The sequence below is a fragment of the Ewingella sp. S1.OA.A_B6 genome, assembly GCF_049889095.1.
Lineage (GTDB): Bacteria > Pseudomonadota > Gammaproteobacteria > Enterobacterales > Enterobacteriaceae > Ewingella.
This window is the reverse complement of sequence record NZ_JBLJFK010000004.1, coordinates 52,970-77,240: the sequence shown is the minus strand read 5'-3', so window position 1 is coordinate 77,240 and position 24,271 is coordinate 52,970. Positions and strand designations below refer to the sequence as shown.

Genomic DNA, 24,271 nt, shown 5'->3' with positions numbered 1-24,271 from the left:
ACAGTCATATTTTAAGGATGGACATAATGACGCTGAAAAGAATAACTATTTCGGTGGGTATTATTCGTAATTCGCAGAATGAAATCTTTATCACGCAGCGTGACGCTTCATCGCATATGGCGGGTTTTTGGGAGTTTCCGGGCGGCAAGGTTGAAGTGGGTGAGACACCTTGTGAAGCGGTTGTTCGCGAACTGAAAGAAGAGACGGGAATTGTGGCCGAACAGCCGGCGCTGATTAAAAGCCTGGAGCACATTTTTCCTGACCGAGTGATCACTCTACATTTTCATCTGGTCGAGAAATGGCAGGGAGAGCCTTATGGTAAAGAGGGGCAGCCTATGCGCTGGTTATCTCAGTCAGAGCTAAAACCGGAAGAATTCCCGCCAGCCAATGAGTCGATAGTGAAAGCGTTAATCAGTGGCGAAATTTAACGCGATTCACAAGATATCGATATCAGTAAAAAAGGGCCTCAGGCCCTTTTTTACTTGCTGATGACTCACTGGGATTAATGGAGGTCTTCTTCACTCCAGTCATCCAGATCGTTGATCTCCCCTTTACTCGGGATACGTTTTTCTTCATCAGCCCATTCGCCAAGATCAATAAGCTGGCAGCGTTTACAGCAAAAAGGACGATAAGGGCTCTGCGCGCCCCATACCACAGGTTTGGCACAGGTTGGGCACTTAACAACAATAATTTCGGGGTCCATTCTTACTCCTAACAACAGGCAAGTTCAAAAGTCAGTCTGGCAGGTACCTGACCGCGCTCACTGTCCAGCGGTAAAAAGCGGATGGCGTAACGGGTTTTATGACCAGACACTTGCGGATAAATTTTATTTTCCAATGAGATACGCATTCTTAGCAAGTCAGCACCTTCCGCATTTTCCTGGAAAAACCCATTAAGGCTAATCTGATTACGGAATATGCCTGATTGCCTGATTAATACCAGCACCAGAGTTAATGCATTATGCAGCGGAGACAAAGTATCCAGCCAGCCTTGTACCTCATTATCACGTTGATTTTGTAGCAGATGTAGCCATATGTGTAGCGTAGGCAGGTCAAAGCTGCAGCAGCCTCCGGGAATACTTAGCCGCTGGCGAACCAACGCAACCAGACGATCTTCTCGTAGAGCCTGACCAATACGCGGTGCTTTCATTAGCATAGCAGCTGCTTGTTTAAGTTCGCCACGCAGTGAATCGATGCGGGAAGTATCAACCCCCGGAACGTCTTCCCATTGTGAAAGTTTCTGGTGCTGACGCTCGAGTTCTTTCAATAAATCAGTTCGTACTTCACCGCGCTCTAGTACATCGAGCAAGTCAGAAGCATTGCGGAAAAAAATGAGGGCGGAAGAAATTGAAATGATTTGAGTGTTTGCATGCATTTGTTGCAATAAAAACTCAATACGCAGCCAGGTGCGCATTTTTTCATTTAAAGGATGTTCAAAGAGAACGGTAGTTACTACATCATTCATTCTTGTCAATATCCTGTTGGGGCGCTGAAGCCGCTAATTCCAGATAACGGCTATGTAATGAAGCAACGCGTAGTTCGATCGTCTCGGCACCACCGTTGTTATCAATAATGTCATCTGCGCAGGCTAAACGCCGTTGGCGACTTACCTGGGCGCAGAGAATTTTTTCTGCCTGCTGGCGGTCCACGCCGTCGCGCAGCATGGTTCTGGCAAGCTGTGTTTGTTCATCCACATCTACCACCAACACGCGATTTGCCTGTTTTTGCAACCCATTCTCAATCAACAGTGGCACAACCCACAGTACATAAGGCGTTGTGGCTGCGGCGATGAGCTGCCAGGTTTTTGCATGAATTAACGGATGTAAACGCTGATTAACCCACAGTTTAACTGAGGGGTCGCTAAAGATAATGTCTCGCAAAACGGCACGATTTAGCGAACCATCTGGAAGAAGGATGTGTTTCCCCAATCGAACCGCCAAATCATGGAGTGCAGGTTGGCCGGGTTCTACCACTTGGCGTGCAATCACATCAGCATCAACAATGCTGACACCATGACGTGCAAAACTTTCTGCCACTGTACTCTTGCCACTGCCGATACCGCCGGTCAATGCAACGACATAACTCATTGGATTGCTCACTCATAACAGTTGGGTTAAATGATAAAGAGATTATGAGTAAGTGCAAGCCGTGCTCATCGTGCTTTTGACCTGAAATCTCTCCGGCGTGCTGACGAAAGGTGGGGGGGTTAAAGTTATGAAAGCAGTCTTGCCGTTATGGTTTTCATGCGTATGATAAAACCACTGGAAGGGTGCCAAACAACCCCATCTAACACCCAGTGATATATCGCCACGGTCTATTGCAAAAACCAGGATAAGATCTCATGCGCATTGAAGAAGACTTGAAATTAGGTTTCAAAGACGTTTTGATTCGACCAAAGCGTTCGACCCTCAAAAGCCGTTCCGAAGTTGAGCTGGAGCGCACCTTTACCTTCAAACACCCCGGTTTTAAATGGTCTGGTACACCAATCATTGCGGCAAATATGGATACTGTCGGAACGTTTCGCATGGCTGAGGCGCTGGCTTCATTCGACTTACTGACTGCGGTTCACAAACACTACAGCGTTGAACAGTGGAAGGTGTTTGCTGATGCTTCCACCGAGTCTGTTCTGCGTCACGTGATGGTATCAACAGGCACTTCCGAAGCTGATTTCGTCAAAATGAAGCAAATTCTGGCTCTTTCACCGCTGCTTAAATTTGTGTGTCTTGATGTTGCCAATGGCTATTCGGAACACTTTGTGTCTTTTCTGAAACGCGTCCGCGAGGTTTGTCCGGATAAAGTTATTTGTGCCGGAAATGTTGTGACGGGCGAAATGGTTGAAGAACTTATCCTTTCAGGTGCAGATATCGTTAAAGTCGGCATTGGTCCGGGGTCCGTTTGTACTACACGCGTTAAAACCGGCGTAGGGTATCCGCAACTTTCAGCGGTCATAGAATGTGCCGATGCAGCACATGGTCTGGGTGGGCAAATCGTGAGTGATGGCGGTTGTGCAATACCAGGGGATGTGGCAAAAGCCTTTGGCGGTGGTGCCGATTTCGTCATGCTGGGCGGTATGCTCGCTGCACACGATGAATGTGAAGGCACAGTCGTTGAAGAAGATGGCGAGAAATTTATGCTGTTTTACGGTATGAGCTCTGAATCAGCAATGAAGCGCCATGTTGGCGGCGTTGCTGAGTACCGCGCGGCCGAAGGTAAAACTGTCAAGCTGCCCTTACGTGGGCCGGTAGAAAATACCGTGCGTGATATTCTCGGTGGGTTACGTTCGGCCTGCACCTACGTCGGCGCTGAGCGTTTGAAAGAGCTAACTAAACGGACAACATTTATTCGCGTTGCCGAGCAAGAGAACCGGCTATTCGGTTCTAATTAATTCTCTATTGCAGCGGCGGTCTTATACCGCCGCCTATTCTTCCCTGATATGTCATTACCCCATAACAGCTCCCAGCTGGAAGATAGGCAAATACATAGCAATAACCAACCCACCGACCAAAATCCCCATTACAACCATCAATATGGGCTCAATAGATTGCGACATTATCTCGGCGAGTTGATTAGCCTGTTGGTTATGCCAATGCGCCAGTTTTAGTAAGATATCGTCCAGTGAGCCAGACTCTTCACCAATGCGTACTAACTGCTGGCAGAGTGAGGGAAATAAAGGTGATTGGCCAATTGCGGTGTGCAGCGGGATACCCAGCGCCAACTGCTCTTTAATCATCATTACTGCGCGCTGGAAAAGTAAATTCGTTGATGATGTTGCGGCGGCATCAAGTCCTGTAAGCAGTGTCATTCCTGCCTGTTGGGTCATTGCGAGGGTTTGGAATATTTGCCCCAGACAACTGTCTGCAACCAGTTTTCTTATTAGTGGTATGCGTAACAGTATGCTTTGTTCTCTCCAGCGCCACCCTGGCTGCGGGTGGTAGAATCTTATATAAGCCATGGTCAACCCTATATTTAACAGGGTTAACGCTGGACCATAGCTGATCAACGCCTTCGAAGCGATCATCAGCAGTTCAGTGAGCCATGGCAAAGTAGCATCGAATGAAGCATATATTTTGGCGAATTCAGGCAGCACCATCGTCAGCATTAAAACCGTGACTATTATCGCAATGGAACTGACGATCAAGGGATAGCGGAGTGCCTTCTTCACTTTTTTGCGTAATTCTGCCTGTTGCTCTTGCTGGACTGCCAGTTGCAGACAGCACCGGTCAAGCTGGCCCGTTAGTTCTCCGATTGAAATCAGCTGCCGATAAATCACCGGAAACACGTCAGGGAATGTGGTTAACATCGCCGATAAGGGCTTCCCTTCTTTTACGCCACTGGCAATGTCTTGCAATATGCAACGCCAGGGCGCTTTTGAATGCTCTCCTGCTAACAACATCAGACTGTTGACCAAGGGGAGCCCCGCCTGTAGCAGTGTTGCCAATTGCCTTATCAGAGCAATAAGGTCCGAGCTTTTCCAGTATGCTGCCCGCAGTCGCAGTTGTTTTTTTACTGCGATCGGCTGTAATGAAAGAGCAAAGAGTTGATGATGGACCTCGGAAGTGGCACCAGCCAGTAATTCTCCACTTTGTAATTCACCTTTTGTATCAATGGCCTGCCAACGATACAGGACGCAAATATTCCTGTTGGACTGGAGGGCTGAACTCATGCTTCGATACCTTCACCTGCCACCCTGTATAATTCCTCAAGTGTCGTGACTCCCTGTTCTACCAAAATGGTCCCCGCTTCCAGCAGGCTTTTATGACCCTGTTCTTGTGCAATTTGGTTAAGTTCAGACACGCTGGAACCTACAACCAATGCTTGTTGTAAACGAGGAGTAATGATTAGGATTTCATAAATTCCTGTCCGCCCGTAGTAACCCGAAGAACAGTGGCTACAGCCTACGGCTAACCACAGGGGCATTGGCTTTTTTTTAGCGCCTTCGACAAAGGTGACATGTGGTTTTCGGCAGTGAGGGCATAGCTTACGTACCAGTCGCTGTGCGATGACCAGACGTAAACTGGCTGCAATGTGATAGCCTTCAATCCCCATTTGGGCAAGGCGATTGAGGGTTTCGCAGGTCGAGTTAGTGTGTAACGTCGATAATACTAAATGCCCGGTTTGCGCAGCTTTAATCGCAATTTCTGCCGTTTCTTTGTCTCGTATCTCGCCCACCATAATGACATCAGGGTCCTGCCTCAGCAGAGCTCTTAGCACTCGGGCAAAACTCAGTTCGGTTTTAGGATTTACTTGGGTCTGATTTATTCCGATGACAGGGATCTCAACCGGATCTTCAACGCTACAAATATTGCGTTCTACTGCATTCAGATGGCGTAATCCGCTGTAGAGCGTTACCGTTTTCCCACTACCGGTCGGGCCTGTAACAAGGATCAGTCCCTGTGGGTTTTTTAGCGCGTTGACATAATGGCTGAGATCCTCGTGCGTAAACCCGAGCTGGCTCATGCTTAAATCCTGTTGTGTCATACGCAGGATCCGTAGCACGATTTTTTCACCGTGCAAAACTGGCAGAGAAGCGATGCGCATAGAGTAGCGCTGGTTTTGAAAAGTGATCAACAACTGTCCGTCCTGCGGTAGACGGCGTTCAGCGACATTGAGTTGTCCCATAATTTTAAGTCTGGCGCACAGGCTGACGGCCATCGAAAACTCAGGGCCAGGGATCTCCTGCAACACGCCATCAATACGAAGACGAACGCGTAGACTGTGCTCTCCCGGCTCGAAATGAATATCTGAAGCCCTGCGTAGTATCGCCATACGCAGGATTTGATTGAGAAAATTAACCATTGGAGCATCACTGATATCCTCCAGCTCATTGGCATTTGATATTTTCAGCGATCCTGCTTCGGTTGTGACTGAGTTATGCGCCGGTTTTTCCAAAGCTTGCTCAAAGCGTGCCTGAGGCCAGCGTTCGATTTGTACTTTGAGCCCGCTGGCGAATTGCAGCGCCTTACTGAGTGCTTCAGTGTCACCTTCCTCCTCATGGCAAGCGACGTGTAAACGGGATTCGTCCTTATGTAACACAATGGCTTTGTAGCGCTGGCACAGTACATCCAGTGCAGCTTCGGAATTGTGCCGTTCTGCATCGTGGGAGGATGAAGTATTCAAAGGGGCGTCGTTCATTGGGTTGCTCCTGCACCTTCAAAGCGGAATATGCTTTCGCAGGCCTCTTTCATGCCGGCATCTTTCGCACTGGAGCAGTTTCTGCCCCAGACAATGCCGCCTGATGTGGTATCAACCGTTGGTGTCATCACAACGCTCAGGCCATTTAATGCCTGTTGCCCGGTTAGGGTAATGATCCCTGCTGCAACCTGAACCTTGCTAACATAACGGGTGGTTGTTGCGGCAGGAATTCCCTGGCTAGCCGAGTTACAGGAAACAAGCGCGCCCTGATCAATAACGCAGAGCTCGACACCTGTTTTGTAAGGCACCATGGTTTGCAGCATGTCAGTCAGCGCAGCTTTCTGGATATAGCTTTGATAAGCAGGGATGCCTATGGCACTGAGAATAGCGATGATAGCAATGACCACCATCAGTTCGATCAGGGTAAATCCGTCTTGTCTAACGTTGCAGGAGGTTGCGAGCTCATTCATTTTTTGGTCCTTGGTTTTGGCTAAAAGTGGCTTTCGGTCAGCAAACTATCTGCTGAAAAAACCTTGCGCCATCACCAGAGAGATAATCTCCAGGACGTCTCGGGAAATAAAAATGCAAAGGTGTAGTTTGTAGGGATATTTGCGGCATATCTCGCAAGCCGTATAAACGATGTAAAAAGAATCTGGTGGCATGAAGGTGGGTGTGAGAGGTTATTAACAAGGAAACATCGAGGGAAAACAGATAACTCAGCCCTCTGAAGAAACGGACAGAGGGCTGAAAATAGGATGAAAATCAGCTAAAACGCATCGATAAATCCATGGCGCGAACATGCTTGGTCAGTGCGCCGACAGAGATGTAGTCAACGCCGGTCTCTGCAAATTCACGTAAAGTTTGCTCGGTGACATTCCCCGAGACTTCTAGCAATGCTTTGCCAGCCGTGAGAGCGACGCCATCACTCATCATCTGAGCAGTGAAGTTATCCAGCATCACGATATCGGCCCCGGCATCTAATGCTTGTTGCAGCTCGTGAAGGGTTTCCACTTCAACTTCTACAAGGACATCCGCATGAATTTGCTGGGCGCGTTCAACCGCCGCTTTAATCGAACCGCAGGCGATGATGTGATTTTCTTTAATCAGAAATGCATCAGCCAGCCCCAGGCGATGATTACTACCGCCACCACAGAGTACGGCATATTTCAGTGCTGTTCGCAGGCCGGGCAACGTTTTGCGGGTATCAAGCAGGCGAGTTTGCGTGCCTTTTAGCAAGTTTACGTAGTGATTCACTTCAGTTGCTACGCCAGAGAGCGTTTGTACAAAATTAAGCGCGGTTCGTTCGCCTGTCAGAAGCAGGCGCGCCGGACCTGACAATTCACAAAGTGGCTGGTTTTCGACAAGTGTATCGCCGTCTTTTACTCTCCACGTAATGATGACCTTATCGCCACCTAACTGGTGGAAGACTTCATCCAGCCATTTCTGGCCGCAGAAAATTCCCGCTTCACGGGTGATAATGGTGGCTTTAGCCAATGTATTTTCAGGTAATAGTTGCGCAGTGAGATCATTGTTTGCATTGACCTCGCCGCCGAGGTCTTCACCCAATGCCTGAGTCACTGATGCGGGGATATCATTTTGAATACGTTCGAGTAACTGAGTGCGGCGACTTTCAGGATTGTAGCTGCGGGTCGTCATACAAATACTCCAAAATGGCGGGTAAGGGAGAGAAAAAAACATGCTACCCTGTTGCTTTGATAAGTACCACCAAAGCACATCATTGAGGTCTTTGATGCAGTTAGAACATGGCTGGGTTACCGAAGCCAGAAGGGTGATATCACCTCATTGCGATCGCCGTCCTGAAGATGAAACACCGTCGCTGTTGGTTATTCACAGCATCAGCTTACCGCCCGGTCAGTTTGGTGGGCCTTATATCGATCAACTTTTCACCGGTGCATTAAATCCCGAAGAAGATCCGTACTTCGCAGGCATCCATCAACTGCATGTGGCAGCACACTGCCTAATCCGTCGCGATGGCGAGCTCGTGCAGTATGTACCCTTTGATAAACGTGCCTGGCATGCTGGCGTATCGGTTTGGCAGGGAAGGGAGCGCTGCAATGATTTTTCCATCGGTATTGAGATGGAAGGCACTGATTTTGAGCCTTTCACTGAGGCGCAATATCGCAGCCTTGCGGCAGTTACTGATTTGTTAATTAAGCACTATCCGATTAGTCTTGATGCCATTACCGGACACAGTGACATCGCGCCGGGGCGCAAAACGGATCCCGGCCCTGAGTTTAACTGGGCATTTTATCGCAAGCTGTTAACACCCACGGCAGGGCACAATGGTTCTGGTGACTCGTGAATGAACGCGGGTTCTGGTTTTGTTTTTAGCGTGTGATGTGTTGAGAGAGAGTGACAATCGATGACGTTATTTACTTTATTGCTGGTGCTGGCTTGGGAGCGGTTGTTCAAACTGGGTGAACACTGGCAGTTGGATCATCGGTTCGAGGTGATTTTCAGCCGCGGACGACATACTTCTCTGGCGAAAACGCTGGCGATAACCGTGGTCTGGATGGCGGTGATTTGGGTGATCCTGCGAGCAGTACAAGGCCTGTTTTTCGGCGTGCCTTCGCTGATTTTGTGGATTGTTATCTGTCTGTTTTGTATTGGTGCGGGCGTTAAGCGTAAACATTATCGCGCTTATCTGAAATCAGCCCGTCAGGGCGATGTCGACGCCACGAAAGAAATGGCGGAAGAGCTGGCGCTGATCCACGGCCTGCCAACGGATTGCACAGACGAAGTGCGTTTGCGCGAGCTACAAAATGCGCTGCTGTGGATTAACTTCCGCTATTATCTCGGACCGCTGTTCTGGTTTGTGGTTCTGGGTCCTTACGGACCTGTTGCCTTGGGCGGATATGCTGCGCTGCGTGGCTATCAGACATGGCTCGCCCGACATACTACGTCGCTGAAACGCGCGCAGTCCGGTGTCGATAGTCTGCTGCATATTCTTGACTGGATCCCGGTGCGTTTGGCTGGCGTGGCTTATGCTCTGCTCGGGCACGGTGAAAAAGCGCTACCGGCGTGGTTCGCTTCGCTCGGAGATATTCACTCCTCGCAATATCATGTTCTGACCCGTCTGGCGCAGTTCTCACTGGCGCGCGATCCGCATATGGACCCGGTGCAGACACCGCGCGCAGCCGTCGGGCTGGCGCGTAAAGTCACTATGATTATTCTGGTCGTGGTTGCGCTGCTGACGATTTACGGTACGCTGATTTAACGGCGGTACGGTTCCTCTGCCCAAGCATCGTATCGGCACGATAAAAAGCCCGGCATATTCACATGGCCGGGCTTTTTGTTTCTTTATTGAAGCGTTATACCGGCTTCTGCAAGGTCAGTGGGCGGTTGTCGGCAGCGGGTTCGCCAAAGTCAGGCAATCCATGTTCATCCCAACGAATGGTTTTGATACGGGTGTGGCGGTTCGGGTCGTACAGCGGATCGCCTTCAATCTCGGTGTAATTACGCGCGTGGTAAACCAGCACATCGTCACCTTGTTCATTACGGGTAAAGCTGTTGTGGCCGGGGCCAAACTGTTTGTTCTGCGCGTGAGTGGTGAACACCGGATGCGGAGATTTGTGCCACGAAGAGGCATCCAGCAGGTTGCTGTTGAACTCTGCCGTGAGCAAACCGATACAATAATTTTCATCGGTGGCGCTGGCGGAATAGGTAACGAAAATCTTATCGCCGTGAGTGATCACCGCCGGACCTTCGTTCACCCAGAAGCCGATGATTTCCCAGTCTAGTTCGGGTTTGCTGAGCATCACCGGTGGCGATTTCAGCGTCCACGGATTTTCCATTTCGGCAATATACAGATTAGAGTTGCCGCGGATCGCGGGGTCTTTCTGCGCCCACAGGTAATAGCTTTTTCCCTGATGCTCAAAATGTGTGGCATCGAGGGAGAAGCTGTCGACCGGCGTTTGGATCCGGCCTCTTTCCACCCATTTTCCTGCCAGCGGATCCGCTTCTTCACACACCAGCGCATACATGCGGTGCTGGAATAATCCGTCCTTTATCTCCTGCGATGGCGCGGCGGCGTAGTAAATGACCCATTTCCCGTCAATGAAATGCAGCTCCGGTGCCCAGATCAGCGCGCTCATCGGGCCGGTATCGGGTTTGTGCCAGATGGTTTTGGCCGGTGCGTCGGCCAGGCCGGTCAGCGTTTTTGACCGGCGAATCTCCAGCCGGTCATATTCCGGCACCGAGGCGATAAAGTAGTAATGTCCATCGCTGTGAAGCCAGATATGCGGGTCGGCGCGTTGCTCGATCAGCGGATTAGGGTAATTACTCATGTTTCAGCTCCTTGCTGTGAAGCGGGACGGAACCTGCGTCCGGCGCATTTTTCGTGTCGTGATATTCATTCAGCTCGCGGTAATTGCGGCGGCGGATTTCAAGATCTGACTGGATCGTGCGCATCATTTCGCGGTCAACTTTCAGTAAACGCACCACGCCAGCGGTGATCAGATAACCCACGCCCGGGATCACGGTGAATAACAATATGATGCCGTTGATGGCGTGATCGCTCTGGCGTGCAGCGCCTGCGTCGTAGCCATAACCGGAGAGCAGGAAGCCCACCATCGCCCCGGCCACGGCCAGACCGCATTTCAGGAAGAACAGGTTACCGGAGAAGCTGATGCCGGTGATACGTTTGCCGGTTTTCCATTCGCCGTAGTCATCCACGTCGGCCATTAGTGACCAGTGCAGCGGAGAAGGAAGCTGATGCATGATGTTCAGGACGAAGTATGCGACCAGAATCAGCGTCGTGGCGTGCGGGTCGAGGAAATAGAAGCCGCAGGAGAAAATGGTCAAGATGATGTTGGCCCAGAAGAACACTTTCAGTTTGCAGAACTTATCTGTCAGCGGTTTAGCCAATGTGCTGCCAATCATCATCCCGACAACGCCAAGGCTAATAAACATACTGGCGAATGAGGTCGATTGCTCCATTACCCAGGTGACGTAATACATGGTGGCGGCCATACGAATGAAGCCGGGGCAAACGTTGCAGAATGTCAGCAGCAGAATACGAACCCACTGATCGTTTTTCCACACGTCTTTGAGGTCAGATTTCAGCGCATGCTTGGACGGCACAGCTGGCTGAATGCGCTCTTTCACGAAGCTGAAACAGAAAATGAACATGAACAGCGCAATGATGGCCATTACGCCCATCGACATCTGATAGCCTTTGGCTTTATCGGCGCCGCCGAACCAGTCAGCCATCGGTAACAACGTTGAAGAGAGAATAAGTGTAGCGATACCGACCATGAAAAATCGATAGGACTGGCAGGCAACGCGCTCATGTGGGTCAGCGGTGATCACGCCGCCCAGTGAACAGTAAGGAATGTTGATCGCAGTGTAGGTCAGTGACATCAGGAAGTAGGTGACGAACGCATAGATAACCTTGCTGTTATAACTCCAGTCCGGTGTGGTAAACATCAGCACGCTGAACAGCACGTAAGGCACACAGATCCACAACAGATATGGGCGGAAGCGGCCCCAGCGAGTGGTAGTTCTGTCGGCAATCGCACCCATTATCGGGTCGGTGACGGCATCAATGACCCGCACTGACAGCAGCAATACGCCGACCAGCGCCGGTGCCAACCCGAAAACATCGGTATAAAAATAGTTGAGGAACAACATAATGGCGCCGCCAATCATGTTGCAGCCCGCATCCCCCATTCCATAGGCAACCTTCTCTTTAAATGACAGCGTGCCTTCCTTCATGAACATTCTCTCCGGCTATTTATTAAAAAGATAATTGTTAAAAAACTGTTCGATGGGAATGAGTATTGGCTGAGTCGTGGCCGGGGGGTCAGGAAGTAAGAGTCGTGAAGATGGACGATTTAGTCATGCAGGCCAAAGTGTGACGCAAATAACAAAGCGCCCCGGTAAGCATTAGCTTCACCGGGGCGTCTTTAAACAACGAGTAATAAATCCTTAAGCGTTAACGGATTTGCCGCTTTGCTGATTTTTAATCCAGTAACCGAGGCCGAGGATCACCAGCCAGACTGGGATCAACCACACGGAGATCGCCATGCCCGGCGTGATCGCCATAATCACCAGAACCCCCGCCATAAACAGCAGGCAGATATAGTTACCCAGCGGATACAGCAGTGCTTTGAACTTGGTTTCCACACCTGCACGACGCATGGCCTGGCGAAATTTAATGTGCGCAAGGCTGATCATTGCCCAGTTGATGACCAGTGCAGAAACCACCAGTGCCATCAGCAGGCCAAAGGCTTCACTTGGCATTAGGTAGTTAATCAGTACACACAGTGCGGTGGTAGCAGCGGAAACCAGAATAGAAGTCACCGGAACGCCACGCTTGTCGACTTTCATCAATGCTTTAGGCGCATTCCCTTGCTGAGCAAGGCCAAACAGCATGCGGCTATTACAGTAAACACAGCTGTTATAAACCGACAGCGCCGCCGTCAGGATCACCACATTGAGAGCGTTAGCCACCAGTGCATCGCCCAACTCATGGAAGATAAGAACAAATGGACTGGTATCTGCGCCAACGCGTGTCCATGGCATCAGTGACAATAATACTGCCAGCGAGCCCACGTAGAAAATCAGGATGCGGTAGATAACCTGATTAGTCGCTTTAGGAATGCTGACTTCTGGGTTATCCGCTTCTGCGGCAGTAATACCGACCAGTTCAAGACCACCAAAGGAGAACATGATGATAGCCATCATCATCACCAGTCCGGTCATCCCGTGCGGCAGGAAGCCCCCTTGCTCCCAGAGATTGCGTACTGTGGCTTGCGGACCGGCGGTATCGCTGAACAGCAGCCAGCCGCCGAACAGAATCATCGCCACGACGGCGACAACTTTGATGATCGCAAACCAGAACTCCATTTCGCCAAACACTTTAACGTTGGTCAGGTTGATGGCGTTGATCAGTACGAAGAAGACAGCCGCAGAAGCCCAGGTTGGGATTTCTGGATACCAGAACTGAATATATTTACCGACGGCAGTCAGTTCTGCCATCGCGACCAGTACGTACAGAACCCAGTAGTTCCAGCCAGAAGCAAAACCGGCAAATCCACCCCAGTACTTATACGCAAAATGGCTAAAGGAGCCTGCAACCGGCTCTGCAACAACCATCTCACCCAACTGGCGCATAATTAAAAATGCGATAAAGCCAGCGATAGCGTATCCGAGAATAATCCCCGGCCCTGCGGACTGGATAACGGAGGCACTTCCCAGAAACAGGCCTGTTCCGACGGCCCCGCCCAGCGCAATCAGCTGAATATGACGGTTTTTGAGTCCGCGCTTCAGCTCATCGCCATGTTGTTTGTCATCCATTTACGGATCCTCTGTCGTTTGGGTAAACCCCATACAAATCTGCAAGTTAAGCAAGTTGTAAGGCAATGGTTACAGTTTTTGTATCTATTTATTTACGGCTTCCATGCGACAAAAAAACGACATGAGCTACCGCTGTCGAAAGAATAGTGATATGCGGGCAAGTTTGCACCTGCTTTATGCGCAACTGAATAACGAATAATCAAAAGAGGCGAAAAATTGTGCTATATCCGAAAATTGTGATCTAAGGCTGGGAAAAAATTTGGAATGATAAATATTTGTTAAAATGTGCGGGGATTGCTCAATTCCTGGGGGGGCATATGGACACAAGGTGAATACTTTGTTACTTTACTGCCACGTTTTTAAATTGGTATTACCAATTTACTCCGCGCACTCACAGGTACGCTACTCGCAGAGAACAGCTCACATGGCTTACAGCAAAATTCGACAGCCTAAGTTATCCGATGTGATCGAGCAGCAGTTGGAGTTCCTGATCCTTGAAGGGACCCTCCGTCCGGGCGAGAAATTGCCGCCCGAGCGTGAACTGGCGAAACAGTTTGACGTTTCGCGTCCCTCTTTGAGAGAAGCAATCCAAAGTCTTGAGGGCAAAGGCCTGCTCCTTCGCCGCCAGGGGGGGGGCACATTTGTGCAGAGCAATCTCTGGCAAAGCGTGAGTGATCCGCTGGCTGAGTTACTCGCCGACCATCCCGAATCGCAGTTTGATCTCCTTGAAACACGTCACGCTCTTGAGGGCATTGGTGCCTATTATGCCGCGCTCAGGGGAACCGATGATGATTTACAACGTATCCGCGATTGCCACTTACTGATTCAGGTTGCGCAGGAAAGTGGGGATTTGGACGCTGAAGCAGATGCTGTTATGCAATATCAGGTGGCTGTAACAGAAGCCGCGCATAATGTGGTGCTGCTGCATCTGCTCCGCTGTATGGGGCCGATGTTAGAGAAAAATGTCCGACAGAATTTTGAATTGCTTTATTCACGCCGGGAAATGCTGGCGGTAGTGAGCAAGCATCGCGCCGGGATATTCGAGGCGATTGTGGCACGCGAACCAGAAAAAGCGCGTGAAGCATCCCACCGTCACCTGGCGTTTATAGAAGAAGTTATGCTGGATGTTAGCCGTGAGCGCAGTCGTCGCGACCGGTCATTACGTCGTCTCCAGCAACGCAAGGAAGAAAATTAGTCCACCAGGACCGAAGTTGAGGTTCTAATTTCTAGAACTGCGACAACTAAACTGACGGGCCTGCCTTCGTGCGCTTTTGTGGCATGAAGACCCTGCACCAGAGCGCAGGAAGACAGGCTCCAGATAAACCTACGTATTAGATACAGATAAGGAAAAGTACCATGTCAGAACGTGTAAATAATGACGTGGATCCGATCGAAACTCGCGACTGGCTACAAGCGATCGAATCGGTCATCCGTGAAGAAGGTGTTGAGCGCGCACAGTTCCTGATTGACCAGGTACTGAGTGAAGCACGTAAAGGCGGCGTAAGTGTCGCAGCTGGCGCTGCCAGCCGTAACTATATCAACACCATCGCTGTTGAAGACGAACCGGAATATCCGGGCAACCTGGAGTTGGAACGCAACATCCGGACTGCTATCCGCTGGAACGCGATCATGACCGTTCTGCGTGCCTCCAAGAAAGACCTGGATCTGGGCGGCCACATGTCATCCTTCCAGTCTTCAGCGGCTATTTACGAAGTGTGCTTCAACCACTTCTTCCGTGCACGCAATGACAAAGATGGCGGCGATCTGGTGTACTTCCAGGGCCACATCTCTCCTGGCGTGTACGCGCGTGCTTTCCTTGAAGGCCGCCTGACCGAAGACCAGATGAACAATTTCCGCCAGGAAGTTCACGGTAAAGGTCTTTCATCTTACCCGCACCCTAAACTGATGCCTGAATTCTGGCAGTTCCCGACCGTTTCTATGGGGTTGGGTCCAATTGGTGCGATTTATCAGGCTAAGTTCCTGAAATACCTCGAACACCGTGGTCTGAAAGAGACCAACGAGCAGCGCGTTTACGCCTTCCTGGGTGACGGCGAGATGGATGAGCCAGAATCCAAAGGTGCGATCACTATCGCGACCCGTGAGAAGCTGGACAACCTGTGCTTTATCATTAACTGTAACCTGCAACGCCTTGATGGCCCGGTTACCGGTAATGGCAAAATCATCAACGAACTGGAAGGCATTTTTGCAGGCGCCGGCTGGAACGTGATCAAAGTGATTTGGGGCAACCGTTGGGACGAACTGCTGCGTAAAGACACCAGCGGCAAACTGATCCAACTGATGAACGAAACCGTTGACGGCGATTATCAGACCTTCAAGTCCCGCGACGGCAAATATGTGCGCGAGCACTTCTTTGGCCGCTACCCGGAAACCGCAGCGCTGGTCAAAGATATGACCGACGAGCAAATTTGGTCGCTGAACCGTGGTGGTCACGATCCGAAGAAAGTGTTTGCTGCACTGGACAAAGCACAGAATACCAAAGGTCAGCCGACCGTTATCCTTGCGCATACCATCAAAGGTTATGGCATGGGTGAAACGGCTGAAGGCAAGAACATTGCTCACCAGGTGAAAAAAATGAACATGGATGGCGTACGCTATATCCGTGATCGTTTCAGCGTGCCAGTTGCCGATGAAAATCTGGAAAAACTGCCGTACATCACTCTGGAAAAAGAGTCCGCAGAGTACAAATACCTGCATGAGCGTCGTGCTGCGCTGAAAGGCTACCTGCCAACCCGCCTGCCGAAATTCACCCAGAAGCTGGAAATGCCGAAGCTTGAAGACTTCTCTCAACTGCTGGAAGAGCAGAAGAAAGAGATCTCCACGACTATTGCCTTCGTCCGTGCCCTGAACGTAATGCTCAAAAACGACTCCATCAAAGACCGTCTGGTGCCGATCGTCGCTGATGAAGCACGTACTTTCGGTATGGAAGGTCTGTTCCGTCAGATTGGTATCTACAGCCCGAACGGTCAGCAATATACTCCGCAAGACCGTGAGCAGGTTGCTTACTATAAAGAAGACGAGAAAGGCCAGATCCTGCAGGAAGGTATCAACGAACTGGGCGCCGCTTCTTCCTGGCTGGCCGCAGCGACTTCCTACAGCACCAACGATCTGCCGATGATCCCTTTCTACATCTACTACTCCATGTTCGGTTTCCAGCGTATCGGCGACCTGTGCTGGGCTGCGGGTGACCAACAGGCTCGCGGTTTCCTGGTCGGTGGTACTTCCGGTCGTACAACGCTAAACGGTGAAGGTTTGCAGCACGAAGATGGTCACAGCCACATTCAGTCGCTGACCATCCCTAACTGTATTTCTTACGATCCAGCTTATGCTTACGAAGTGGCGGTCATCATGCATGACGGTCTGGTTCGTATGTACGGTGACGCGCAGGAAAATATCTATTACTACATCACTACGCTGAACGAAAACTACCACATGCCAGCCATGCCGGAAGGTGCGGAAGAAGGCATCCGTAAAGGTATCTACAAGCTAGAAACCCTAGAAGGTAGCAAAGGTAAAGTGCAGTTGATGAGCTCCGGTTCAATTCTGCGTCACGTACGTGATGCTGCTCAGATCCTTGCCAAAGACTACGGCGTAGGTTCTGACGTTTATAGCGTAACCTCGTTTACTGAACTGGCCCGTGACGGTCAGGACTGTGAGCGTTGGAACATGCTGCACCCGACTGAAACTCCACGCGTACCTTACGTGGCTCAGGTGATGAACGATGCACCGGTCGTGGCTTCAACCGACTATATGAAACTGTTCGCCGAGCAGATCCGTAGCTTCGTTCCTGCCAGCGATTTCCGCGTACTGGGCACCGACGGCTTCGGTCGTTCTGACAGCCGTGAAAACCTGCGTCACCACTTCGAAATCGACGCTTCCTACGTTGTGGTTGCGGCGCTGGGCGAACTGGCCAAACGTGGCGAAATCGATGTGAAGGTTGTGGCTGAAGCCATTACCAAGTTCGGCATCGATTCTGACAAAGTTAACCCGCGTCTGGCATAAGAGGTAAAGACAGATGGCTATTGAAATTAACGTACCGGATATCGGTGCAGATGCAGTGGAAATCACCGAAATTATGGTGAAGGTGGGCGATAAAGTTGAAGTTGAACAGTCGCTGATCACCGTTGAAGGCGATAAAGCTTCTATGGAAGTGCCTTCTCCACAAGCTGGCGTGGTGAAAGAGATCAAAATTGCAGTCGGCGATACCGTCGAAACCGGCAAACTGATCATGATCTTCGAAGCCGCTGACGGTGCTGCGGATGCAGCACCTGCCAAAGCTGAAGAGAAGGCAGCACCGAAAGCAGAAGCTGTTGTTGAAGAGAAAGCTGCTGCTGCTTCCAGCGAAAGTAAAGAAGTGAACGTGCCAGATATCGGCGGTGACGAAGTCGAAGTTACCGAGATTATGGTGAAAGTTGGCGACAAAGTTGAAGCTGAACAGTCCTTGATCACCGTTGAAGGCGACAAAGCCTCAATGGAAGTTCCTGCGCCGTTTGCGGGAACAGTCAAAGAGATCAAAATTGTTGCGGGCGACAAAATCAGCACCGGTTCTTTGATTATGGTCTTTGACGTTGCGGGTTCCGGCTCTGCCGCACCCGCAAAAGAAGAAACCAAGTCAGAAGCAGCACCGGCTCAGACCGGTAGCAAAGAAGTGAATGTCCCTGATATTGGCGGCGACGAAGTTGAAGTCACTGAAATCATGGTCAAAGTGGGCGACAAAGTCACCGCAGAACAATCAGTGATCACCGTTGAAGGCGACAAGGCTTCAATGGAAGTCCCTGCGCCGTTCGCCGGTACAGTGAAAGAGATCAAAATCGCTGCGGGCGACAAAGTCAGCACCGGCTCTCTGATCATGGTCTTCGAAGTAGAAGGCGCTGCGCCTGCTGCTCCGGCGGCTAAGAAAGAAGAAGCTGCTGCTCCTGCGAAACAGGAACAAAAAGCCGCTGCGCCTGCTGTTAAAGCAGAAAGCAAAGGTGAGTTCGCTGAGAATGATGCTTACGTCCATGCGACTCCGGTTATTCGCCGCCTGGCGCGCGAGTTCGGTGTAAATCTGGCGAAAGTCAAAGGGACGGGTCGTAAAGGCCGCATCCTGCGTGAAGACGTGCAAACTTACGTGAAAGACGCGGTGAAACGTGCTGAAGCTGCTCCGACAACTGCCACTGGCGGTGGGATCCCGGGCATGTTGCCTTGGCCGAAAGTCGACTTCAGCAAGTTTGGTGAAATCGAAGAAGTTGAACTGGGTCGTATCCAGAAAATCTCTGGTGCTAACCTGAGCCGTAACTGGGTGATGATCCCGCACGTTACGCACTTCGACAAAACAGATATCACCGAGTTGGAAGCCTTCCGTAAACAGCAGAATGATGAAGCGGCTAAACGCAAGCTGGACGTGAAGTTCACCCCGGTGGTGTTCATCATGAAAGCAGTAGCAGCGGCGCTTGAGCAGATGCCGCGTTTAAACAGCTCTCTGTCCGAAGATGGCCAGAAACTGACGCTCAAAAAATACATCAACATCGGTGTGGCGGTCGATACGCCTAACGGTCTGGTTGTTCCGGTCTTCAAAGACGTAAATAAGAAAGGCATCGCTGAACTTTCTCGTGAACTGATGGCGATCTCCAAGAAGGCGCGTGACGGTAAGCTGACTGCCGGTGAAATGCAGGGCGGTTGCTTTACCATCTCCAGCTTGGGGGGTATCGGGACGACCCACTTTGCGCCAATCGTGAATGCGCCGGAAGTGGCTATCCTCGGTGTCTCTAAGTCTGCGATGGAGCCTGTCTGGAACGGTAAAGAGTTTGTACCGCGTCTGATGATGCCAATGTCGCTCTCCTTCGACCACCGTGTTATTGACGGTGCCGACGGTGCGCGCTTTATCACCATCATCAACAACGTACTGTCAGACATTCGCCGTCTGGTGATGTAAGCGAAAAGCCGGCCAAACGGCCGGCTTTTTTCTGCTAATCTCATCATGCTGTTTGAGATTGTCAGGTGCAAAAGACAAATCGTATGCCGTTTGTTGTTTCAAATTTGTTAACAATTTTGTAAACTGCGGGCGGATAGAACGACCCGGTGGATGATGGGCGTTACGACACAAAAATGACGTCAGACCGCCGGAACTAAATTAAGAGGTCATGATGAGTACTGAAATTAAAACTCAAGTCGTGGTACTTGGGGCAGGTCCTGCGGGCTACTCTGCTGCTTTCCGTTGCGCTGATTTAGGTCTTGAGACCATTTTGGTTGAGCGTTACTCCACCCTCGGTGGCGTATGCCTGAACGTCGGCTGTATCCCTTCTAAAGCTCTGCTGCACGTGGCAAAAGTCATCTCCGAAGCGAAAGCTCTGGAAGAGCACGGTATTATTTTCGGCGAACCGAAAACCGATATTGACAAAGTCCGCGTCTGGAAAGATAAAGTCATCAACCAGCTGACCGGTGGTCTGGCAGGTATGGCAAAAGGCCGTAAAGTAAAAGTTGTCACCGGTCAGGGCAAATTTACTGGCGCGAATACTATGGTCGTTGAGGGCGAAAATGGTGCTACTACCATTAACTTCGACAATGCCATTATTGCGGCGGGTTCCCGTCCAATCAAATTGCCATTCATTCCTCATGATGACCCACGTGTTTGGGACTCAACCGATGCTCTGGAGCTGAAAAGCGTCCCTGAGCGTCTGCTGGTCATGGGGGGCGGTATCATTGGTCTGGAAATGGGCACCGTTTACCATGCGCTCGGTTCTAAAATCGATGTAGTGGAAATGTTTGACCAGGTTATTCCTGCGGCTGATAAAGACGTGGTGAAAGTCTTCACCAAAAAAATCAGCAAGCAATTCAATCTGATGTTGGAAACCAAAGTCACTGCGGTTGAAGCCAAAGAAGATGGCATCTACGTGACGATGGAAGGCAAAAAAGCGCCGGCTGAACCACAGCGTTATGACGCGGTGCTGGTGGCTATCGGCCGTGTTCCTAACGGTAAATTGCTGGAAGTCGGTGCAGCAGGCGTGGAAGTTGACGACCGTGGTTTCATCCACGTCGACAAACAGATGCGTACCAACGTGCAAAATATCTTTGCTATTGGCGACATCGTCGGTCAGCCAATGCTGGCACACAAAGGTGTGCATGAAGGCCACGTAGCGGCTGAAGTGATTTCAGGTAAGAAGCACTACTTCGACCCGAAAGTCATTCCATCCATTGCCTACACTGAACCAGAAGTTGCCTGGGTTGGTCTGACCGAGAAAGAAGCCAAAGAGAAAGGCATCAGCTATGAAACTGCCACCTTCCCGTGGGCAGCTTCCGGCCGTGCTATCGCTTCCGACTGTGCGGACGGCATGACCAAACTGATCTTCGACAAAGAAACCCATCGTGTTATCGGCGGTGCGATTGTCGGTACTAACGGCGGCGAGCTGTTGGGTGAGATTGGTCTGGCGATTGAAATGGGTTGTGATGCCGAAGATATCGCGCTGACCATCCATGCTCACCCAACTCTGCACGAGTCCGTGGGTCTGGCAGCAGAAATCTACGAAGGCAGCATTACCGACCTGCCAAACCCGAAAGCCAGGAAGAAATAATTCTACCCGGCATCCTTCAGGCCGCCTCGGCGTTGGCTGCGATTGCTCACCCCGGTCACTTACTGATGTAAGCTCCCAGGGATTCGCTCGCTTGCCGCGTTACTCGGCAGAGCCTCGCCCTGGTCGGGCCAGCGCTAGCGCTGTTCAAAAGGCTAAAGCCTTTTGTGATGCAACCAGAATGATTTGGGGATAAAACGTTTTCTTACTATCAGCGGCGCCAAAAGGCGCCGTTTTTTTATGGGTCATCCCCGTCAACTCTGCGTTTAATCCCTTGTTAACCTATGCCTGTTGTGCTGATCTAATAGACTCTATCGCCGCGCGTAGCCGATCCGTCTGTGCTCAACGATTCAGCAAAGATTTAATGTTGCTTTTATGTGAACGAATTAACAAGCAGGTGAAATCCTGCTATGCTGCCAAGGCCGCAAGGGCCACTGTGCTTAGGTTCAGGACGCGCCATGCTGCACATTGAAAAAGCTGGCAAAGAAACAAGCATACCCGCAGTGTCCCGACTCATCAGACCGTTTGAAAACCCTGTCCCTACAGGCGTAATGTCAGTCTGATGATGGAAGCCAGGCATAATAAATGACAATGAGAGCGAGGAGAAAGTCGTGCTAGAAGAATACCGTAAGCACGTAGCCGAGCGTGCTGCAGAGGGCATCGTCCCTAAGCCACTTGATGCTGCACAGATGGCAGCGTTGGTTGAGTCCCTGAAGAACCCGCCAAAAGGCGAAGAAGACACGCTGTTAGACCTGCTGATTAATCGTGTACCGCCGGGCGTTGATGAAGCCGCCTATGTAAAAGCCGGATTCCTGGCTGCCGTCGTCGAAGGTAAAACAACCTCCCCACTGGTTACCCCTGAAAAAGCTGTTGAACTGCTGGGCACCATGCAGGGCGGATACAATATTCATCCGCTGATCGACGCACTGGAGGTTCCACATCTTGCTCCGATCGCAGCGAAAGCGCTGTCTCATACCCTGTTGATGTTCGACAACTTCTACGATGTAGAAGAAAAGGCGCACGCAGGCAACGAATACGCGAAGCAAATTCTACAATCCTGGGCCGATGCCGAATGGTATTTGTCCCGTCCATCGCTGGCCGAAAAAATCACCGTGACCGTTTTCAAGGTGACCGGTGAGACGAACACCGATGATTTGTCGCCTGCTCAGGATGCCTGGTCCCGTCCAGATATTCCTCTGCATGCGTTGGCCATGTTGAAAAATGAACGCGAAGGCATTGTGCCTGACGCGACGGGCACCGTCGGCCCGATCAAACAAATTGATGAATTGAATAAAAAAGGCTTCCCGCTGGCCTATGTTGGTGACGTTGTCGGTACCGGTTCTTCCCGTAAATCTGCTACCAACTCGGTATTGTGGTTCATGGGAGACGACATCCCCTACGTGCCGAACAAGCGCGGCGGTGGTGTGGTTCTGGGTAGCAAAATTGCGCCAATTTTCTTCAACACAATGGAAGATGCCGGTGCATTACCTATCGAAGTGGACGTTTCTGACCTGAATATGGGCGATGTGATCGACATCTTCCCGTACCTTGGCGAAGTCCGCGATCACGAGAGCGGTGCTGTGATCACCACCTTCGCGCTCAAAACCGACGTACTGCTCGATGAAGTCCGTGCGGGTGGCCGTATTCCGCTGATCATTGGCCGTGGTTTAACCACCAAAGCCCGTGAATCGCTGAAGTTGCCTCAGAGCGAAGTGTTCCGCATTGCTAAGCCCGTTGCTAAGAGTAACAAGGGTTTCTCGCTGGCGCAGAAAATGGTTGGCCGCGCTTGTGGCGTTGCGGGTATTCGTCCTAACGAATACTGCGAGCCTAAGATGGCGTCCGTGGGTTCTCAGGACACCACCGGTCCGATGACCCGCGATGAGCTGAAAGATCTGGCTTGTCTGGGCTTCTCCGCCGATCTGGTGATGCAGTCATTCTGCCATACTGCGGCCTATCCGAAGCCGGTTGACGTGACTACTCACCATACGCTGCCGGACTTCATCATGAACCGCGGCGGTGTGTCACTGCGCCCTGGCGACGGTATTATTCACTCGTGGCTGAACCGTATGCTTTTGCCAGACACCGTCGGTACCGGTGGTGATTCCCACACCCGTTTCCCGATTGGTATCTCCTTCCCGGCGGGTTCTGGTCTGGTGGCGTTTGCAGCCGCGACCGGCGTAATGCCGCTCGACATGCCAGAATCCGTGCTGGTACGCTTCAAAGGCAAAATGCAGCCGGGTATTACCCTGCGTGATCTGGTACATGCGATCCCTTACTACGCGATCAAAGAGGGTCACCTGACTGTTGAGAAGAAGGGTAAGAAAAACCTCTTCTCTGGCCGTATTTTGGAAATTGAAGGTCTGCCGGAACTGAAGGTAGAACAGGCATTTGAACTGGCGGATGCCTCTGCTGAACGTTCAGCGGCCGGTTGCACCATCAAACTCGATCAGGCACCGATCAAAGAGTATCTGACCTCTAACATCGTGCTGCTGAAGTGGATGATCTCTGAAGGCTATGGTGATCGCCGTACCATCGAGCGCCGTATCAAAGGCATGGAAGAGTGGCTGGCGAATCCAAGCTTGCTCGAAGCCGATCCTGACGCAGAGTATGCGGCAGTGATCGAAATCGATCTGGCTGACATCAAAGAACCGATCCTTTGTGCGCCAAACGATCCGGATGATGCTCGTCTGCTCTCGTCCGTGCAGAACAGTAAAATCGATGAAGTATTTATCGGTTCATGTATGACCAATATCGGCCACTTCCGTGCTGCCGGTAAGCTACTCGACAGCCATAAAGGCGCGTTGCCAACCCGCTTGTGGGTTGCGCCACCGACCAAAATGGATGCCGCCCAGCTGACCGAAGAGGGTTACTACAGCATCTTCGGCAAGAGCGGTGCGCGGGTTGAAATTCCGGGTTGTTCCCTGTGCATGGGTAACCAGGCGCGCGTGGCTGACGGTGCAACGGTGGTTTCTACCTCAACCCGTAACTTCCCGAACCGTCTGGGTAACGGCGCGAATGTCTATCTGGCTTCTGCGGAGCTGGCAGCCGTGGCTTCTCTGTTGGGCCGTTTACCAACGCCAGCCGAATACCTGAGCTACATGGAGCAGGTCGATAAGACGGCAGTGGATACTTACCGCTACCTGAACTTTGACAAGCTGAGCGAATACACCGACAAAGCTGACGGCGTGATCTTCCAAACCGCCGTGTAAATCGTTATATTTGCGCGACTGACGGAAAGGAGGCTTCGGCCTCCTT

Annotated in this window: 19 protein-coding genes; 9 read left to right on the top strand and 10 right to left on the bottom strand. The window is 51.1% G+C overall.

All coding sequences use genetic code 11. From position 1 onward, the window contains the following. Positions 1–26 precede the first annotated feature (26 nt). Entirely contained in the window at positions 27–428 is a 402-nt protein-coding gene (gene mutT, locus ACMV8I_RS11505) for an 8-oxo-dGTP diphosphatase MutT (protein WP_498865359.1), read from the top strand. Between the two features lie 74 nt (positions 429–502). On the opposite strand, the gene yacG is transcribed toward mutT, so the two are convergent. Genes yacG through coaE form a run of 3 tightly spaced genes read right to left on the bottom strand, consistent with a single transcriptional unit; the run spans position 503 to position 2,086 of the window. Then, positions 503–703 (bottom strand): DNA gyrase inhibitor YacG, encoded by a 201-nt coding sequence (yacG, locus tag ACMV8I_RS11500; protein WP_498865358.1) that lies wholly within the window; start codon positions 701–703, stop codon positions 503–505. Between the two features lie 8 nt (positions 704–711). Continuing rightward, positions 712–1,464 (bottom strand): cell division protein ZapD, encoded by a 753-nt coding sequence (gene zapD / locus ACMV8I_RS11495; protein ID WP_498865357.1) that lies wholly within the window; start codon positions 1,462–1,464, stop codon positions 712–714. Further along, a complete protein-coding gene (coaE, locus tag ACMV8I_RS11490) occupies positions 1,457–2,086 on the bottom strand; it encodes a dephospho-CoA kinase (RefSeq protein WP_498865356.1) in 630 nt (209 codons plus the stop codon). The genes zapD and coaE overlap by 8 nt, the downstream gene beginning before the upstream one ends. Before the next feature lie 254 nt (positions 2,087–2,340). Between coaE and ACMV8I_RS11485 the strand changes: the two genes are divergently transcribed. Further along, on the top strand, positions 2,341–3,384 hold the full coding sequence (locus tag ACMV8I_RS11485) for a GMP reductase (RefSeq protein ID WP_498865355.1): 1,044 nt from the start codon (positions 2,341–2,343) through the stop codon (positions 3,382–3,384). Positions 3,385–3,438: 54 nt separating this feature from the next. Here ACMV8I_RS11485 and hofC read toward each other — a convergent pair whose 3' ends face one another. From hofC to nadC, 4 genes are all read right to left on the bottom strand, one after another. Beyond that, positions 3,439–4,662, bottom strand: coding sequence for a protein transport protein HofC (gene hofC / locus ACMV8I_RS11480; RefSeq protein ID WP_498865354.1), 1,224 nt, complete (start codon positions 4,660–4,662; stop codon positions 3,439–3,441). Then, positions 4,659–6,131 carry a type II secretion system protein GspE gene (gene gspE / locus ACMV8I_RS11475; protein ID WP_498865353.1) on the bottom strand — a complete coding sequence of 491 codons (1,473 nt, stop codon included), beginning with the start codon at positions 6,129–6,131 and terminating at the stop codon, positions 4,659–4,661. The genes hofC and gspE overlap by 4 nt, the downstream gene beginning before the upstream one ends. Continuing rightward, entirely contained in the window at positions 6,128–6,601 is a 474-nt protein-coding gene (ppdD, locus tag ACMV8I_RS11470; RefSeq protein ID WP_498865352.1) for a prepilin peptidase-dependent pilin, read from the bottom strand. The genes gspE and ppdD overlap by 4 nt, the downstream gene beginning before the upstream one ends. Positions 6,602–6,893: 292 nt before the next feature. Continuing rightward, positions 6,894–7,787 (bottom strand): carboxylating nicotinate-nucleotide diphosphorylase, encoded by an 894-nt coding sequence (nadC, locus tag ACMV8I_RS11465; RefSeq protein ID WP_498865351.1) that lies wholly within the window; start codon positions 7,785–7,787, stop codon positions 6,894–6,896. A 94-nt stretch (positions 7,788–7,881) separates the two neighbouring features. On the opposite strand from nadC, the gene ampD reads away from it, so the two are divergent. Together ampD and ampE are read left to right on the top strand one after the other, a co-directional pair. Further along, positions 7,882–8,454 (top strand): 1,6-anhydro-N-acetylmuramyl-L-alanine amidase AmpD, encoded by a 573-nt coding sequence (gene ampD, locus ACMV8I_RS11460; RefSeq protein ID WP_498865350.1) that lies wholly within the window; start codon positions 7,882–7,884, stop codon positions 8,452–8,454. A 60-nt stretch (positions 8,455–8,514) separates the two neighbouring features. Further along, positions 8,515–9,369: a beta-lactamase regulator AmpE gene (gene ampE / locus ACMV8I_RS11455; protein ID WP_498865349.1), complete on the top strand. Its 855-nt coding sequence runs from the start codon at positions 8,515–8,517 to the stop codon at positions 9,367–9,369. 94 nt (positions 9,370–9,463) lie between these two features. Here the strand turns inward: ampE and ACMV8I_RS11450 are convergent, their stop codons facing one another. From ACMV8I_RS11450 to aroP, 3 genes are all read right to left on the bottom strand, one after another. Further along, positions 9,464–10,438, bottom strand: a complete 975-nt coding sequence (locus ACMV8I_RS11450; RefSeq protein WP_498865348.1) for a glycoside hydrolase family 43 protein — start codon at positions 10,436–10,438, stop codon at positions 9,464–9,466. Beyond that, complete coding sequence (locus ACMV8I_RS11445) at positions 10,431–11,867, bottom strand: MFS transporter (RefSeq protein WP_498865347.1); 1,437 nt, start codon at positions 11,865–11,867, stop codon at positions 10,431–10,433. Before ACMV8I_RS11445 ends, ACMV8I_RS11450 begins: the two co-directional genes overlap by 8 nt. A gap of 213 nt (positions 11,868–12,080) precedes the next feature. After that, a complete protein-coding gene (gene aroP, locus ACMV8I_RS11440) occupies positions 12,081–13,451 on the bottom strand; it encodes an aromatic amino acid transporter AroP (RefSeq protein ID WP_498865346.1) in 1,371 nt (456 codons plus the stop codon). Positions 13,452–13,875: 424 nt separating this feature from the next. On the opposite strand from aroP, the gene pdhR reads away from it, so the two are divergent. The 5 genes from pdhR (at position 13,876) to acnB (ending at position 24,225) form a co-directional block, all read left to right on the top strand. Next, positions 13,876–14,646, top strand: coding sequence for a pyruvate dehydrogenase complex transcriptional repressor PdhR (gene pdhR, locus ACMV8I_RS11435; RefSeq protein ID WP_188473516.1), 771 nt, complete (start codon positions 13,876–13,878; stop codon positions 14,644–14,646). Between the two features lie 161 nt (positions 14,647–14,807). Continuing rightward, positions 14,808–17,471, top strand: a complete 2,664-nt coding sequence (aceE, locus tag ACMV8I_RS11430) for a pyruvate dehydrogenase (acetyl-transferring), homodimeric type (RefSeq protein WP_498865345.1) — start codon at positions 14,808–14,810, stop codon at positions 17,469–17,471. Between the two features lie 13 nt (positions 17,472–17,484). Continuing rightward, positions 17,485–19,383 (top strand): pyruvate dehydrogenase complex dihydrolipoyllysine-residue acetyltransferase, encoded by a 1,899-nt coding sequence (gene aceF / locus ACMV8I_RS11425; protein ID WP_498865344.1) that lies wholly within the window; start codon positions 17,485–17,487, stop codon positions 19,381–19,383. Positions 19,384–19,594: 211 nt separating this feature from the next. Beyond that, positions 19,595–21,019 carry a dihydrolipoyl dehydrogenase gene (gene lpdA, locus ACMV8I_RS11420; RefSeq protein WP_498865343.1) on the top strand — a complete coding sequence of 475 codons (1,425 nt, stop codon included), beginning with the start codon at positions 19,595–19,597 and terminating at the stop codon, positions 21,017–21,019. A gap of 608 nt (positions 21,020–21,627) precedes the next feature. Further along, positions 21,628–24,225: a bifunctional aconitate hydratase 2/2-methylisocitrate dehydratase gene (acnB, locus tag ACMV8I_RS11415; protein WP_498865342.1), complete on the top strand. Its 2,598-nt coding sequence runs from the start codon at positions 21,628–21,630 to the stop codon at positions 24,223–24,225. Positions 24,226–24,271 lie beyond the last annotated feature (46 nt).

Coding starts and splice junctions, on each gene's coding strand:
- mutT (WP_498865359.1), top strand. CDS start 27: ATGACGCTGAAAAGAATAACTATTTCGGTGGGTATTATTCGTAATTCG.
- yacG (WP_498865358.1), bottom strand. CDS start 703: ATGGACCCCGAAATTATTGTTGTTAAGTGCCCAACCTGTGCCAAACCT.
- zapD (WP_498865357.1), bottom strand. CDS start 1,464: ATGAATGATGTAGTAACTACCGTTCTCTTTGAACATCCTTTAAATGAA.
- coaE (WP_498865356.1), bottom strand. CDS start 2,086: ATGAGTTATGTCGTTGCATTGACCGGCGGTATCGGCAGTGGCAAGAGT.
- ACMV8I_RS11485 (WP_498865355.1), top strand. CDS start 2,341: ATGCGCATTGAAGAAGACTTGAAATTAGGTTTCAAAGACGTTTTGATT.
- hofC (WP_498865354.1), bottom strand. CDS start 4,662: ATGAGTTCAGCCCTCCAGTCCAACAGGAATATTTGCGTCCTGTATCGT.
- gspE (WP_498865353.1), bottom strand. CDS start 6,131: ATGAACGACGCCCCTTTGAATACTTCATCCTCCCACGATGCAGAACGG.
- ppdD (WP_498865352.1), bottom strand. CDS start 6,601: ATGAATGAGCTCGCAACCTCCTGCAACGTTAGACAAGACGGATTTACC.
- nadC (WP_498865351.1), bottom strand. CDS start 7,787: ATGACGACCCGCAGCTACAATCCTGAAAGTCGCCGCACTCAGTTACTC.
- ampD (WP_498865350.1), top strand. CDS start 7,882: ATGCAGTTAGAACATGGCTGGGTTACCGAAGCCAGAAGGGTGATATCA.
- ampE (WP_498865349.1), top strand. CDS start 8,515: ATGACGTTATTTACTTTATTGCTGGTGCTGGCTTGGGAGCGGTTGTTC.
- ACMV8I_RS11450 (WP_498865348.1), bottom strand. CDS start 10,438: ATGAGTAATTACCCTAATCCGCTGATCGAGCAACGCGCCGACCCGCAT.
- ACMV8I_RS11445 (WP_498865347.1), bottom strand. CDS start 11,867: ATGAAGGAAGGCACGCTGTCATTTAAAGAGAAGGTTGCCTATGGAATG.
- aroP (WP_498865346.1), bottom strand. CDS start 13,451: ATGGATGACAAACAACATGGCGATGAGCTGAAGCGCGGACTCAAAAAC.
- pdhR (WP_188473516.1), top strand. CDS start 13,876: ATGGCTTACAGCAAAATTCGACAGCCTAAGTTATCCGATGTGATCGAG.
- aceE (WP_498865345.1), top strand. CDS start 14,808: ATGTCAGAACGTGTAAATAATGACGTGGATCCGATCGAAACTCGCGAC.
- aceF (WP_498865344.1), top strand. CDS start 17,485: ATGGCTATTGAAATTAACGTACCGGATATCGGTGCAGATGCAGTGGAA.
- lpdA (WP_498865343.1), top strand. CDS start 19,595: ATGAGTACTGAAATTAAAACTCAAGTCGTGGTACTTGGGGCAGGTCCT.